Origin of the sequence: Trichocoleus sp. DQ-A1 (genome assembly GCF_039961955.1) — a bacterium.
GTDB lineage: Bacteria > Cyanobacteriota > Cyanobacteriia > Cyanobacteriales > FACHB-T130 > FACHB-T130.
Genome location: NZ_JAMPKE010000015.1, coordinates 115891 through 132345 on the forward strand (window position 1 = coordinate 115891; position 16455 = coordinate 132345).

5 protein-coding genes are annotated in these 16455 nt (G+C 45.7%); 1 reads left to right on the forward strand and 4 read right to left on the reverse strand.

Features of this window, described 5'->3' with window-relative positions:
• The first annotated feature begins 18 nt into the window (after nt 1-18).
• Nucleotides 19-1542 carry a trehalase family glycosidase gene (locus NDI33_RS16130; protein ID WP_190675417.1) on the forward strand — a complete coding sequence of 508 codons (1524 nt, stop codon included), beginning with the start codon at nt 19-21 and terminating at the stop codon, nt 1540-1542.
• Between the two features lie 111 nt (nt 1543-1653).
• Here the strand turns inward: NDI33_RS16130 and NDI33_RS16135 are convergent, their stop codons facing one another.
• The 4 genes from NDI33_RS16135 to NDI33_RS16150 form a co-directional block, all read right to left on the reverse strand.
• Nucleotides 1654-3582 (reverse strand): alpha-amylase family glycosyl hydrolase, encoded by a 1929-nt coding sequence (locus NDI33_RS16135; RefSeq protein ID WP_190675385.1) that lies wholly within the window; start codon nt 3580-3582, stop codon nt 1654-1656.
• A 582-nt stretch (nt 3583-4164) separates the two neighbouring features.
• On the reverse strand, nt 4165-6024 hold the full coding sequence (locus NDI33_RS16140; protein ID WP_190675387.1) for a GGDEF domain-containing response regulator: 1860 nt from the start codon (nt 6022-6024) through the stop codon (nt 4165-4167).
• The gene (locus NDI33_RS16145) at nt 6024-12485 is read right to left on the reverse strand and encodes a PAS domain-containing protein (protein WP_190675389.1); all 6462 of its coding nucleotides are present in this window, start codon (nt 12483-12485) and stop codon (nt 6024-6026) included. Before NDI33_RS16145 ends, NDI33_RS16140 begins: the two co-directional genes overlap by 1 nt.
• Before the next feature lie 1287 nt (nt 12486-13772).
• The gene (locus NDI33_RS16150) at nt 13773-16379 is read right to left on the reverse strand and encodes a CHASE2 domain-containing protein (protein ID WP_190675391.1); all 2607 of its coding nucleotides are present in this window, start codon (nt 16377-16379) and stop codon (nt 13773-13775) included.
• Nucleotides 16380-16455 lie beyond the last annotated feature (76 nt).

Below are 16455 nucleotides of genomic sequence, written 5' to 3' on the forward strand. Positions count from 1 at the left end.
TACTAAGGAAAAATCGTGATTAATCAATCATTACCTCAAACCGAATTGTTTCCCTCCCTAGAACAAATTCAGGCAGTAAAAGCCTACATTAAAAAAACTTGGAAAACCCTCTATCGCTCTCACGAGCATATTTTGGATGCTGCCCGCGACCCGAAAATTGGTCATATTCCCGGTAAAGGTTGGCCTATCTATGTCTCGCAATCAGAAGATCGAGCGCTCATTGAGGCATCTTTGCGGGAAGTTTTGAGCAACGAAGAATTTAATCAAATTGAAATTCGCACGTTACCGGCAGAAGTTGATCAAATTGAAGATCACGGGTTGCTCTATTTACCTCATGCCTATGTGGTTCCGGGCGGTCGTTTTAATGAGATGTACGGCTGGGATAGCTATTTTATCCAGTTAGGATTGTTGCGAGATGGAGAAATAGAATTGGCCAAAAGCTTGGTGGAACAGCTAATTTATGAAATTGAGCATTACGGCACGATTTTGAATGCCAATCGTACCTATATGCTGACGCGATCGCAACCTCCCGTCCTTACGCCGATGATTTTGGCTCTCTTCCAGCACACGCAGGATCGGGACTGGCTGCAATCAGTACTGCCAACCGTTGAACGTTTTTACTACTATTGGACATTACCCCCCCACCTGAATCAAGCAACCGGACTTTCGCGCTATTTTGCATTAGGTGAAGGTCCAGCGCCGGAAGTGTTAATTTCCGAGCGGGATGAAGAAGGGAGAACTCATTATGATCGGGTACGGGAATATTATCGGACGTTTGCAGTTGAAGCTTACGATGTCAACTTGTATTATGACCGCCAGAGCGATCGCTTAACTGATTTATTTTACAAAGGCGATCGTTCCATGCGAGAATCTGGGTTTGACATCAGCAACCGTTTTGGCCCATTTAGTGTAGATATTATTCACTATGCGCCCGTTTGCTTGAATGTTTTGCTTTATAAAACAGAACAAGATACCGCTCAGATAAACGATATTTTGGGATACGAAGAAATTGCTCATCAGTGGCGCGATCGCGCTCGCAACCGCCACAAATTAATTGACCGATTTCTTTGGGATGAAGAAGCTGGACTTTACTTTGATTACAACTTCCATACTGGCAAGCGTCGCCCCTATGAATTTGCCACCACATTCTATCCTTTGTGGGCTGGAATTGCATCTGAAGAACAAGCCAAAAGAGTAGCCGAAAATTTACCCGAATTTGAGGCACCGGGAGGATTACTCACCAGCACTCATGTAACCGGAAATCAATGGGATGCTCCCTTTGGTTGGGCACCTTTACAGTTAATTGCAGTTCAAGGACTTCATCGCTATGGTTATCACCAAGACGCCGATCGTTTAGCGAAAAAGTTTATATCTCTGCTAGTGCAAGAGTTTGAAAGATACGGAACGCTAGTAGAAAAATATGACGTTTGTAATTGCTCCGCCAATGTTTCCCATGAAATTCTCTTTGGCTACAGTTCCAACGAAATCGGCTTTGGTTGGACAAACGGAGTCTTCCTCGAACTGTTATCAACCTTAGAATAACTGAAAATTTATAACGCAGAGTTAGTAAAAGGAAATCACCAAGGTACACAAAGTTAAATATTCCTTCGCGTACCTTTGGGATTTCCTTAGCGTACCTTTGCGTTTAAATTATTAAGATTCCCGTCCTGTTGCCCATCTATCGCGCCATTTTACTGTCCCTTCCGTGGCAATAACCCAGCGGCGACCGACAGTATTTTCGCGCAAGGGTGCCTGACCTTCACGCCACAGTGCATACTTGTAAGTAATTAACTTTCCAGCACTTTCATCAAAGGGAATTTCCCCAAACCAAGTATTAGTATTGATGAATTCAAGCGGATACGCCTTAGAGATATCCCAATTGCCTAACTCCGGACAATCTCCGATTACCACAACAGTTTCACCCGGCTGTGTCTGCACTCCATTAAGTTGCACCCGCACAATCGTTTGCCCCTTGATGCGTTCCCCAACATGACTGATGACAATTACATCCCGCGCGTCTAGTTCCAAGTCTTGCAACTTTCCGTCTGTAACTTCAAACTTGCGCCGCATTAAAATATCGGTATGTTCGCCGTCTGGTAACTCCGTATCAATTGCTTCCAACTTGACAGCTTCCCCTCGATTCATCGCTACAAACAAAACAGAATCGCGGTAACGACGTACATAACAATAAACATCAGGCGTTAGATATTTTTGCCACTGACTCCCCATCGATACGGCTGGATTTAATCGCCGCAAACCTGATAGCAACCGGATATCTCGATAGAGGCGTGACTCGGTATCCCAATTTTCCATCATCGGACGGTTGTAAGGATCGTTACCGTCGTTGGTATCGTCGTGGAGATACTGTTCTGTACCGTAGTAGATACAGGGAATCCCACGGGAGGTCATAATCACAGCGATCGCTACCCGCAGCATCTCTGGATCGGGATTCAATGACTGGAAGCGGGGCATATCGTGATTATCAATAAATGTAATCAACTCCGTCGCCCCGCAGTAACGATGATCCAGATCCAGAACATCTTGAATCAGGTGAAATCCTCCTTCAGCACCCTGCGCCAAAGCCGCTCGGATTGCCAAACAAAAACCAAAATCTAGCATTGTCATGCCAGATTCATTGGCGAATTCTACCGAAAGGTCGCTTCGAGGGTCGCTAAAAATCCACTCGCCAAAGATAAAAACATCTGGTTTGTGAGTGGTAATATCCGCGTTAAATTCTTGCCAAAACCAGATCGGCATATGCTTTACAGTATCAACCCGTAAAGCATCAACTCCCCGGTCTAGCCATTGTTTAATGGCTGATTTAATGTAGTTTCGGTACTCGACGTTATTTTCGTTAAAAGTTGCTAAACCAGACAATTCACAATTTTGCACCTGCCACTCATCTTCCCAATTGGTAACTTCACCATAGTGGTGATACCAGTTATCTTTATCGTCATTAAAATCAGCAATCTTTACTCCATCGTCGTAGAGTTCTCCCTTCTTCCCGCTGAAATCTGGATTGCTGTGATTACACACAATATCCAACACCAGTTTCATCTTGCGTTTGTGTAACTCAGCAACTAATCTGTCAAAAACTGTATCTTTTGTATCTTGAGTTTTGTTAAGAGAAGGTTCTTCATCCTTGCTAATAAAGCGAGGATTAATCCGTTTAAAATCCTTCGTCCAATAGCCATGAATCGCAGCTTGCTCAACAAATAATGCTTCCACTTGCTCAAACAGGGGGGTAAGCCAAACTGCGGTAACTCCTAAGTCCTTTAAGTAATCTAGTTTTTCAATAATTCCCTGTAAATCTCCACCCCAATATTTACCCCAATCTTTTCGCTCTGGATCGTAAAGTTCTGGGTTTGGCCCTTCGCTGTTGTCAGGATCGCCGTCATAGAAACGATCTACAACAATGAAGTAAATGGTTTCCTGGCGAAATTCAATATCTCTGGTGTATAGAAACTCTAAATCAATATCACTTTCTGGTTTAGCTTCGATAACCAAAGACTCGATTTCTGCTTCTGAATTAGTAACTTCGTATTGAGATGACGAAGCTTGAGATGGAGGAGTTGATACCATAAAGTTTAGTGCGGCTAGTGTTGATAGAGGTACGATTTTGGAAAGGTCTGTGCTGTCCGGCTAAGGAGTTTAAGCCTTCAGACTAACTTTTTATAAATCTAACGAATTGTTTCCTTTTTTGTATATATATCTGGAGATAGTAGACTAATGGGACAAACTCGTGATAAATAAAATAATTTTGTGGGAATTTTTAAAGCAACGAAATCTGCGGTTGGTTTGAAGGATTAGGTCTTACCCAACCGAACAGGGTGTTGGATTGAAGGAAGAAAGCCAACCTACAAAATACTTTACCCTCTTTTAAAGGCTACCGTGGACACACAAGTCTTCTTGAACTTGCAAGCGTCGTTTTATTCTCATAACCTCCCTTAAACAAGGGGAAAATCAAGTTAAAATCTCCCAATTTATTGGGGGGATGCCAGGGAAATCAACGTTTTGCAACTTAACTAAAGACGTGCGAACACCGTATCTTTTAGCCGAAGGAGAAATACAAACAGATGTACACTCCTCCGATTAAATTTATTTTGTATGCTCCGCAGATTAAATTTAATTTTTAAAATAAAAAGAAATTTTCTTAGATAATTGTTACCACTGAGGATCTGCTTTAATTAGTTCTGAAGCTAATTTACTTTCTACAGGTTTGGAAAACAAATATCCTTGACCAAAATCACAATTGAGCGCTCTTAGTTGGGCTAATTGACCGGAAGTTTCTATTCCTTCAGCAATCACATTTATCCCCATCGTATGAGCCATTCTCATAATTGCGGGAACCAGCCCTATATTTTCTTGACTACTTTCCATACGGTTAACGAAAGATTTATCAATTTTTAGGGTATTAATTGGAAAGCAGTGCAAGTAACTTAAAGAAGAATAACCTGTTCCAAAGTCATCAAGGCTTAACTGAATTTGACGCTTCTTGAGTTCCTGAATAATTGCCATTGCTGATTGGCTATTATTTATAAGGACACTTTCTGTGATTTCTAGTTTTAAGCTTTGTGGACTTAGTTGAGTTTTTTTAAAAATTTCGTCTATTTGCTCAATTAAGTTTGATTGGGAAAACTGCCGACCTGAAAGATTCACGCTAATTGTTAGAGGTTCTTGCGTTAGTTTTTGTTGTTGCCAAATCTTTAATTGCTGGCAAGCTTCCCGCATCACCCAAGTATCAATCTGAGTAATTAAACCCGTTTCTTCTGCAATTGGAATGAAGTCCAATGGAGAAATAAATCCCCGATGGGGATGATTCCAGCGCACTAGGGCTTCAAATCCAGCAAGTTTGCCAGTATTCAGTGTAACAATCGGCTGATAATAAACTTGAAATTCTTGTTGATTTATAGCCTTTCGCAGGTCGGTTTCTAGCTGTAAAAGCTGGATAGCTTCCTGGTGCATGGCTGGATCGAAAACGTGATACCGAGCTTTGCCACATGTCTTTGCATGGTACATAGCGGTATCTGCATCCCGCAACAAATATTCAGGTTGTTCATAGTTATTGTTTCCCAAAGCGATGCCAATACTGGCGCTCATGAATACTTCATGCCTGGATAGTTGAAAAGGATGCATGAGTTCTTGAAGAATCCGATCGGCAACTAGGGTAGCAGTGCAGGCATCATTAATTTGTTCAACGATGATTGCAAATTCATCCCCTCCTAATCGTGTTAGCGTATTGACGATGCTCAGACAGGGTTCGAGTCGTCTGGAAAGAGCCTTTTGGACACGCTTGGCAAATGCAATCAGCAGTTCGTCTCCCACCAGATGACCAAGAGAATCGTTGACGACTTTAAAGCGATCGCAATCGAGAAATAACACCGCAAACTGATAATCTGCCTCTTGCTTAGTCCGGCTGAGTGCGTTTTCGAGACGCTCCATGAAGACAGCCCGGTTGGGCAAGCCAGTTAACGGATCGTGCAACGCCATATCTAGCAGTTGGCTCTGGATTCGCTTGCGCTCAAGAATTTCTTCATTGAGTTCTTGATTCGTCCTTTCTAACTGACTGGTACGCTCCTTGACCCGATTTTCAAGCTCTGCGTTCAGTTCCAGAACTTTTACTTGTGCTTCTCTCAGAGCCAGTTGATTCTTGACGCGGACTAACACTTCTTCTACCTGAAACGGCTTGCTGATGTAATCGATTCCGCCAACCGTAAAAGCTTTTACCTTGTCAATCGCCTCATCGAGAGCGCTTAAAAAAATTACAGGAATCTCGCGGGTTTGCTCGTTAGCTTTCAGTTTTTCGCAGACCTCATAGCCATTCATTTGAGGCATATTGATGTCGAGCAAAATCAAATCCGGCGGTTTTGCCTGACACGCTTTTAGAGCAGTTTGTCCGTTCGTTACGCTGCGAACTTTATAGCCCTGATGACTTAACAAATCGGATAACAGCCGCAGATTGTTTGGCGTATCGTCAACAAGTAGAATATTTCCGTTTAGTGGAAATACGCGATCGCTATTCATTAGATAATTTGTTCGATTAAATCAGTGATCTGTTCAAACTGAAAGTTGTTGACACAATCCACCAGAGCATTGAATATTGGAGCCTTTGACTCCGCGATTTGCTCGGCGAGGCTCAAAATCAACTCCGCATCTGCCTCAATAGCGGCTTGATAGAGAGCTGCAATCCACTCAACAGGCATCTCTTGAAAGAACGAAGGACTTAGGAGAAACGATGAATTGGGTGCTGAAATTTCCGCACTCCCCCTAGGTCGGGGGGGGAAGCAACTTCCGCCTTCTAATGACTCTTCATAAAGATAACGTACCCCTAAATGTTGAGCCATTTTTTCAAAGATAATTTCATTCCGGAAAGGTTTGCCGATGAAATCATCGCAGCCTGTTGACAAAATCAGGTTTCGCTGATCTTCAAAGGCACTAGCCGTTATCGCAATAATGACTACCGCCTGACCATTCACATCCGCTTTAATGCGTCGGGTAGCTTCATACCCGTCCATCACTGGCATCCGCATATCCATCCAGATCAGGTGCGGCTGCCAAGTCTTCCACAGGGCAAATGCTTCTAGACCATTTTCGGCTTCGCGCACTTCAAATCCAACATCTGTTAAGAGTTTGACTAGCAGGATGCGATTTTCCAGGCGATCTTCCACAACCAGGATGCGATATTGAAGTTGGTTCGGGACTAAACCAATCACCCTGGGTTGCGGCTGTGTCGTTTGAATATCAGTCGCTTCAGCTTGACGAATCTGGATATCAAATGAAAATCGCGTTCCCCGATCTACTTGGCTGCTGACTGCAATATCTCCTCCCAGAAGTTGCACAAATTTGCGGCTAATTGGTAGACCTAATCCAGTTCCTTGCTGAGATTGCCGACCTGTTTCTGTTTGGGAAAAAGCTTCAAATAATTTGTCTACTTCTTGTGGGGAAATACCAGGGCCGGTATCTTCGACTTCAAACACCAAACGGTGATTGGGAATGGATAATGAGGAATGAGATTTCTGCGGATTATCGATTTGATGTCTAACTCGCAAGGTGACACCGCCGGATGAAGTAAATTTGATGGCATTTCCGAGGAGATTCATCAAGATTTGCCGCAATTTACTTTCATCTGTTTGCACGTATTGAGGAATATCTGGGGCATAGTCTAAGATAATCTGTAATCCCTTGGATTTCGCTTTTAATCGAAACATCTCTTCTAGGTTGTCCAAGAGGCGAATTAAGTCAAAGGAATTTTCATGAATAGTCGTTCTGCCTGCCTCAATCTTGGACATTTCTAGAATGTCGTTGATTAATTCCAAGAGATGTTCGCCACTTCGATTAATGATTCCCAAATATTCCTGATGAGCTTTGGATAGAGATGAGTCAAGGTTCATCACTTGGGTAAAGCCAAGGATGGCATTGAGTGGCGTTCTCAGTTCGTGGCTCATGTTGGCGAGAAATTGGCTCTTGGCGTGGTTGGCAACCTCGGCAGCTTCTTTCGCTCTGCGTAATTCTGCCTCAGCCTGAAAGCGATCGCTAATATCGATCATCAAACCATCCCAGAGAATATTCCCATCCGCTTGCTTTTCCGGTCGAGAATCCCCTTGAATCCATTTGATGTTCCCTTGCACAATAATTCGCCAGATGCCATGCCAATGTTTTAGCGTATTCGCTGAGACAGCGATCGATTCAATGACATTGGGTAAGTCATCTGGATGAACGACATCAAATATTAAAGATATATTCTGCTGAACCGCTTCTGGAGAAAGACCAAAGATTTCTTGGCAAACGGGACTGATATACGGAAAACTCATCATCCCATCCGGGCGCATCATAAATTGATAAATCATGCCCGGTATGTTTGTTGCCAAATTTTGATACCGACTGTTGCTCCGTTGCAATGCCTCCTCGACCCGTTTGCGCTCGATAATTTCAGTGGTGGCTTTTTCAAAGAGCGTGCATTGCTGGATAGCGATCGCCAATTGCACAGATAACTGTCTGAGACATTCGATTTCGGAGGAGTGCCACTCCCTTGCGCCTTCACAGTGCTGGGCAATCAGCAATCCCCACAAATTTTCTCCTTGCAAAATCGGAACCACCAAGTTCGCTTTCACCTCAAACTGGCTGAGTAAATCAATATGGCACTCATTTAGACCCGCGTTGTAAATATCCGCCATCGCTCGAATGCGACCTTGCTGGTAAAGGGGGACATAGGTTTCCACAAAGCAGCCGTCTTGAATATTGCTTCCGACAATTGGCGTCCAATCCTCGCCCACTGACTCGACAGCCACAACCCCGCTCCAGTCTAGATTAAAGTGGTAAATAATTGTCCGATCGGTTGCCAAAAATTGTCGGACTTCATCCACGGCTGTTTTCAAGACTGCCTCTAGGTTAAGAGAGGAGCGAATGCGTTCTTGGATAGTCCCCACCAACCGTTCCCGCAAAAATTGCTGTTGCAAGGCAATTTCCGCTTGTTTGCGATCGCTAATGTCCCGGCAGATGCAAACCCGAAATCCCTCTTCGGTATAAGTCAGAGAAATTTCTAGGAAAAAGGTGCTTCCATCCTGCTTTTTACCGATTGCTTCTCCACACCATTCTCCCTCTCGTAACAGAATGGGAACAACTTCTTGAGCCAAGCGATTAATTTCATCTGGGTAAAAAAGTTTGTGCCAAGTCTTACCCAAAAGGTCATTGATGTTGTCGTATCCAAAAATCTTGATATGAGCATCGTTCAGATAGATGTACTCATCCTCGGCATTGAGAATCGCCATACCATCCAATGCCGACTCTACCGCGACTAACTGCCGCCGCAGTTCGCTTTGAGCATTGACAAGCTCTTCTTGTGCCTGTTGACGAACTCTAATTTCTTGCTGTAGCTGTTGATTTTGGCAGTCGAGATAGGCACGGTGTTGTTTTTCCTGCTCTAAGAGGGAAGCTTGAGCGATCGCAATCCCGACTTGAGCCGCAACAGACTCTAATAGTTCAATCTCGTCTGCTGTCCACTGACGGATGCGATCGCACTGATGCAAGCCAATTGCTCCGTTCGGTTCTCCCTGGTAAGAAGTCCGCACTGCTAGCATCGACTTTAGACCGATCTGGCGGCAAAATGGCTCAACCGCTTCTAAAAGAGGCTCAGCATAAACATCCGGTGAGGAAATGGCAGCATCTTGTGCGAGCATTAGCTGGACATGGGGATTGCCAACGACAGGGATATCCAAAGACAGTAGCGATTGATAACCAGGAGCCACAAACTCAGCGACTATCGGAATTCTGAGTTCCGGTTCCACCACGTAGGTATGAATGAGGCAGCGATCGATCCTGAGTAGCTGAGAAATTTGTTCGGCGGCGGTGGCAAAGATGTGCTGAGGTTCTAAACTAGAGCGGATTTCTTCGGCAATCTGCTTGAGCAGGACAGTCCGGCTAAATTGATTGGTCAGCGCTTCTACTGCGATTCGCTCCTCGGTGATATCCGCTTGAATCCCCACATAGTGAGTCAAGCACCCTAAAGCATCTCGCACTGGAGCAATAGAAAATTCATTCCAAAATAAGCTGCCGTCTTGGCGATAGTTCCGCAGCACAACGCGACACTCTCTTGCTTCGCGCAGTGCCAGCCGCAGCTCCTCAAGAGCGGGTTGGGTGGTGTCGGGTCCCTGTAAAAAGCGGCAATTTTTGCCCAGAGTTTCTGCTGCCGAGTAACCCGTGATGGACTCAAAAGCTGGATTGACGTAAATCACTGGCGTGTCGGGCAGTTGGGCATCGCTAATGACAATACCATTGCTAGAAGCGGCGATCGCTCGCTCCAGCAGTCGCAGCCGCTCTTCTGAGTGCTTGCGATCGCTGATGTTTAAGGAATACCCAACGCACTCGATGGGATTACCCGCTTCGTCTTTGACCAATTTCATCTGATCGTAGAGCCAGCGATAAGTTCCGTCCTTGTGCAAAAAGCGGTATTCGTAGGCGTAATCTCCTGTAACAAACAGTCGCGGTAATTCAGCAAAGACGCGACTAGCATCTTCTGGATGGATGTGGCTTGCCCAAAAAGTTCCATCTTCGAGAAATTCTTGGGCTTCATAGCCTAAAACTGTCTTGATATTCTCACTGACAAAGGTGATGTCATAATTCCCCGATGCCTTGCAGCTATAAATAATTCCCGGACTAGAGGTGAGCAGATGTTGCAGGCGTTCGGTCGCCGAGCGCAGTGCCACCTCCGCTTGTTTACGAGCAGTGATTTCCATCACCACTCCCCCAACGCCAGAAAGCCGATTATCCTCGTCTGGTATGGGAAAGAAAGAAACCATCCAGTCTCGAACAATACCCGGTTGGCTCGGTACTTCACCGCTGATTTCTTGGTTGAGAATAGATTCGCCTGTTGCGAACATTCGCCGATAGAGAGGTTCCAGCTTAGGGGCGATATCGGGGATGACTTCACAGAGGCTCTTGCCAATCATGTCACCCGCGGGGAAACCATTCACCTCTGCCAGGAGTTCGTTGATTTGCACGAATCGCAGTTGCTCGTCCATGATGCTCAATCCGACAGGAGCCGAGCTGAAAAAGGCATTCAGGCGAGCTTCCCGCAAGGCGAGTTCTCGTTCTAAGGCAATGCGAACGACTTCGTCGCGCTTCGCTCCGCTAACGTCTTTATGCGTCCCCGTCATCCGCAGCGCCACACCAGAGCGATCGCGCTCCATTACCTTACCATGACACAAAATCCACTTCCATTCGCCTGATTTTGAGCGCATCCGCAATTCAATTTCGGAAACGGGTGTTTTACCTTCCCGATGCAAGGTTAAAGAGTCTATCGCCCTAGAGGTATCCTCTGGATGTACTAGCCGCTCCCAGGACTGGTAACTGTTCTCAATCTCCTCTGGCTCATACCCCAGCATCTTCTTCCATTGCCGGTCGAAATACATCTCTCCGGTCGTTAAATTCCAATCCCATATCCCTAAAGCACTCCCATCTAACGCCATTTGCAGCCGTTCTTCGCTGCTTCTGAGAGCGGCTTCGGCAAGTTTGCGCTCAATCAGCCAACCTAACTGAGCCGCAACTGCACTTACTAGCTCAAACAAATGTCGATCTTCTGCACTTTTGCCACGCTTAAAGAAAACTAAAACTGCCAACACTCGCTGATTGGCGAGAATTGGCACGCCCAAACCCGTCTTTAATCCAACTTTTGCGGCGATTTGCGCTCGCACAAAGGTTTCCTGGGTGGCTTCGGAAACATCTTCGACCCATTCTGGTTGCTGCGATGACCAAACGCGCCCTGGCAGACCCACGTTGGCTCTAAATGTGACTGTTTCGCTATGGCGTCGGAATTCTTCAACCGAGCTATGTCGCAAAGCGACGACCGCTTCGCGATCGCACCCGTACCAACCCGGACTATTTTTTAAAACTGTACCATCATCAGACGGAACCCAAGTTTCTCCCAAATCCCAGCCGATTGTCGTACAAATTAACCGCAAAATAATTGCTAAAGCAGTATCAACGTCAACAGAACGATTGATGGCTTGGGTTGCTTCCAGCAACAGACGAATTTCAACTTCTGCTTGCTTTCTTTCAGTAATATCGCTGGTCGTGCCGAGAATCTGCTTCACCTTGCCGTCAGCGGTTCTCGCAAACAGAGTATCCCGATTGAGCAGAGTCCGCCATTCTCCATTTCGATGCCTCATCCGGTACTCATTCTCAAAGATTTCGCTGTCAGAGGCGTCCTCGAATTGTTGGAAATATTCCGGCAGTCTGGCGAAATCGTCAGGGTGCATCAGGTTTTGGAAAGCTAACCCCGTTTCTTGAATTTCTTGGGGGGTATACCCTAAAGTAACGGCGATTTCACGATTAATATAAACATTGCGCTGCTCGCTCAGATCGTAGAGAAACAAAACATTGGGGCTTGCTTCGGCAATCCGTTGAATGAAATGCTGACTCTGGAGTAACTCCTGCTGTGTCTGTTTATGTTCGGCGATTTCAGATTCTAGATTATGCAGCGTTTTTAATAACTCGGCGGTGCGATCGCTGACCCGAATTTCTAACTCATCGTTGACGCGGCGTAATGCTTCTTCTGCCTGCACCCGGATTGCAATCTCGTTCTGGAGTTCCTGGTTGAGAATCTCTAGTTGTTCGGGCGTTTCCAAAGCTAGGAATTGCGGCAGCAGCGTTACCAATTGTAGAGCCGTGTAGCACGAAACCAAGGCAGTCAGCGCTTTCTCAATTCCTGTGAGCCAGTACATTGGATGCCAAAGCGTCCAGATTTCCATCAGGTGCCCGGTACCGCAGAGAATAATGAAGGCTCCAAACAAGGCAAATATTTTTTGAAAAGGATTATCTCTGCGTTTGTGGATGAAGTAGATGAGCATCGCCGGAATCGAGAAGTAGGCGATCGCAATCAACAAGTCAGAAACCAGGTGAAGCCATACCAGTTTCGTTTGCCAAAGGTAGCAGTGACCGTGAGGGATAAATTGTCTTGAAGAAAACAATTCTTTTAAAAGCTTCCACATATTACGATCTTTGGCTATAATTCGGAGTTATTCCCGATGCATAAAGATACGGTTAGATAAGCTTCCCAGCTTTAGCTTTTGCCGCGACCCCTCAAGCGCATTCGACTCAAAGTTGAAGCTCAAACTGATGGATAGCTGAGTCTTGGGTTTCCATAACAGCGAGTAATATGCAGAAGAATCTGCTAGAGACTGAGCAAGTTGAGTCAGTACAACACTTGATTCAAGATTGATTCCCCATCTTTAGATAGATATTCTTCATTATTAAACATGAAAATTCTATTTTGGTAAGTCAAGGGAAGAATTTAGTTTTATCTGTCTGTCTCAAACCCCTCTTCCCCCCAGATCAGCTAAATTTGCTTGTCCATACTTGGTGGGAGAGGCAGTTTAAGGTTTATGAATTTTGTTTGTATACGTGACAACAACTATCTAGCGATCGCCTACATAAAGCCTTTCTTCAAAACTGCTTTTATCAAGCTAAAACGGTTGAGGCAGATTCTGGTGAATTTGCCAAGATTTAGCTGGAATCTCTAGATTGCCCTAAATTGGGCATTGCTAAATCAAAGTTTAATTTAGCAATGTCAGGTAAAGGATTGCGATCGCAAAACGGTTGTCACATTGCAACCTCGCTTTGTAAATGTGGAAAAAGTGAAACTTGCCGCTGAGTGACAAGCTATTAATTAAAAAATTTTTCTTCAGTTGATGAGAGACATAAAAGCCCGATCCCTGACTCACTCCTCGCAGAAACTTGGTTAGCAAAGTCCATGTGAAGCCAAGCAATCTTCAACTGGCAGCAAAAAGATATAGAAATATTTAAGAATCTGCTCAAATACTATTGAGAAATTAGGTTGAGGGTAGACTGATTGATGGCAGCGATCGCTCTACAACTCAGGAGTTGCCATTGGGGCAATTATACGCTGATCGTGATTGACTCTCCCGACTGATAGGGCTGGGGTGTCGATTCATCAAGTGCGAAAGGGAAATTAAGATTCAAGGCAGTGTGGAAGAGAAAGCGATCGCAGGTCAGCTCGCTCTAGAATCTCTTCCCGGTTCGTCTGCATTTAAAGCTCAGCGAGAGGAGCCAGCGGCACAGACTCAGACCCATTAAGGCGCTCCAATTCACTGCTCGTTGCTATACCAATTCTCCATGATTCGTGAAGGAAAAATCGGGGAGCTAAATCCTCCCATCTCACTACTGAAATAGGATTCCTATATACCCATAATTGTGCAATTCATTAATCAATCGATTAACTATTAGCAATCTCAAGCAAAACAAACTCAATAAATTTTTTAGCCGTCTATCCTTGTCTCTGTCAAACTATTATTGCTGTTCAATTGAGAATTTGTGAGAATTGTCGGGTTTGAACTTTCCGTTGCATCGTTTCCGACATCAAAACTGACCGTATAAACAGATGCATCAGGCGCGTACACTTCAATTTTGTAATTGCCAGCAGAAGGCAGCAATGCTTGCCACTGTGCGCCATCGGTAATCGTCCCGACCGTTTGCCCTTCCGGATCGATTACGGTGATATTGACGTTGCCTTCTACCGCTGCCACTGTCAATAGCTGCCCCTCAGTGGCGGAAAGAGAGAAAGAGTGGCACTGATTAGGTTCTAAGTTGCCACCCATCGTTGTTTGTGTAGAACCTGAGTGGAAGCTGATTTCCTGAGTGAATAGCGTATCTGCTGGGATTGACTCCTCTGGGGGGCAGTTATCTATCGGTGCTGAAAGCGTCTCTTGGGGAATTTTAGGTTGCTCTTGTTTTCTTCTTTTTGGAGCCAGCCGACAGACGATCGTGGAGCCGCCGCTACCTAGCAAACCCAGCGCTGGTGCTGCGACAGGTACCCAACCTGCCTGCATAAAGAAATAGAAGCCGGTAACGAACAAAATGCCCAGCGTTGCAGTTCCAACCACAATCAATCGCAGGGGATGACGGATTCGCCAAGCTAAAATGCCGCCAACGGCTGCCCATCCCACAATCCATAGCACCTCAACCCATTCCGACCAAGACCAAAACAAAGGTCGCTTGTCTAGAACAACGCTGAGGATTTGGCTGACGGTCTGTGCTTGCACCCTTACCCCAAACATCTTACGACTGCCCCCGTAGGGGGTATAAAAAACGTTATCAACTGTGGGTGAGGTGACACCGATCAGAACAATGCGATCTTTAACCCAATCGGGGTTAATCTGACCTTTCAAAACTTCAGTGAGCGTTACCTGCTGGGCGATATTATGAGCGGAGCGATAATCGAGCAGGATCTGGTAGCCGCCTGAATCTGCCTGCTGGTATCCTCCAAAATTGGCTTCTAGGGGTTTGAAGACAATTGAATTGAGCTGGAGATAATTTTTTGGGTGCGGTTGTGCCTCGATTCCCAGTTGTTCCAGGTAGCGCAGTGCCAAACGCGCACCGAGGGAGTAGGGGGTCTTACAGGCACCGACATCGGAAGTCGCAAACAAGAGACTGCGGCGAACGGCGTTATCGGGATCGATCACCAAATCGTCGAAGCTAAGGCGGTCTTCCGGGACAATTTTTGGCGGTGCAACTCCAGGATTATCGATATCGCTGATTTTGCAGACGGTAATGATGCGATCGCTCTTTTGTAATTGCCTGGATAATTCTGCATGACCGGGTTCCATCGGGATGTCGCGATAGATATCCAAACCGATGACTCGTGGTTGATGCCGTTCTAGTTGCGCTAACAGCTGATGCAGAGTCCGGTCGGATAGCGGATATCTGTTTTGAGCTTTAATATCTGCTTCGGTGATTTCGACGACTAAAAGGCGAGGATCTGGCCCTTCCATTGGGGATGAACGATCTAAGTCTCCCAATACCCGTGTCGCAAACCGTAACCGCACCATCTGATCGAAGGTTGCCAGTTCCAAGGACTGCAAACCACCCAGTTGCCTCACCCCTAGCAAGAAGCTGGTAGCGAGGATACTGGCGATCGCTAAACGGATCGGCGATGCCTTTTTCTCAAGGACACCCGCGCGATCGCTAATTTGTTGCCCGCTTTTGTCAGCAATATTTTCTGGAGCAAAATTTTCTGGAACGGGCGTATTTTCAGATAAGGATACCTCTGTCAATGAAGCGATCGCTTGGCTGACTTCTGTAGCGGACTGGTAGCGATCGCGGAAGTGGTATCGTACCATCTTGTCTAAAATTGCTGCTAGGCGATCGCTGACCTTTACTTTATCCCGCCAAATAATCTCAGAGGTTTCAGGATCTTCTGGTAGCTGGTTCGGTCTTAACCCAGTCAGCAGTTGGATGGCAGTGATCCCCAAGGCATAGATATCGCTGCTGTATTTTGGCTTACCCGCTAGTTGTTCGCTCGGCACATAACCTTGAGTGCCAATTCCGACTGTAATGCTGGTCTGATCGGTTCCACTCGTCAACTGGGTGCGGATTTCCTTGACCGCGCCAAAGTCAATTAAAACTAATTTGCCGTCCTGTCGCCGCCGGATCAAATTGCTCGGCTTGATGTCGCGGTGGATGACTTGATAAGCATGAACAAACTCCAGGATGCCCAGTACATCCTGCAAGAACTGAATAATTTCAGATTCGCTCAGTCGCGTACCTTGGTGCAATTCATCGCTCAGCGGCGAACCTTCAATGAACTCCTGCACCAGGTAAAATTGTTGATCTTGTTCAAAGTAAGCTAGCAGATGAGGGATTTGTTGGTGGTGGCCCAGTTTTTCAAGCGTTTTTGCCTCGGTTTTGAACATCCGTCGAGCCACCTGCAAAAAAGCAGGATCTTGACGAGCAGGTTTGAGGTGCTTTACAACACACTTAGGGTTTCTCGGTCGCTGCGTATCCTCGGCAATGTAAGTTTGACTAAATCCTCCAGCTCCTAGGACTTTGACTACTTTATAGCGCCCTCCCAGTTGTGTTCCCAGCATGGTCGCTCAGTATGCATCAATCCTGATTTTGGCATACAACTCAGTTTTGCTGAGCTTGGTTATTTATCTGTTGTCA

Bases quoted from the DNA above. Each gene is read 5' to 3' on its own strand.
- NDI33_RS16135 (WP_190675385.1), bottom strand. From the start codon at position 3,582: ATGGTATCAACTCCTCCATCTCAAGCTTCGTCATCTCAATACGAAGTT.
- NDI33_RS16140 (WP_190675387.1), bottom strand. From the start codon at position 6,024: ATGAATAGCGATCGCGTATTTCCACTAAACGGAAATATTCTACTTGTT.
- NDI33_RS16145 (WP_190675389.1), bottom strand. From the start codon at position 12,485: ATGTGGAAGCTTTTAAAAGAATTGTTTTCTTCAAGACAATTTATCCCT.
- NDI33_RS16150 (WP_190675391.1), bottom strand. From the start codon at position 16,379: ATGCTGGGAACACAACTGGGAGGGCGCTATAAAGTAGTCAAAGTCCTA.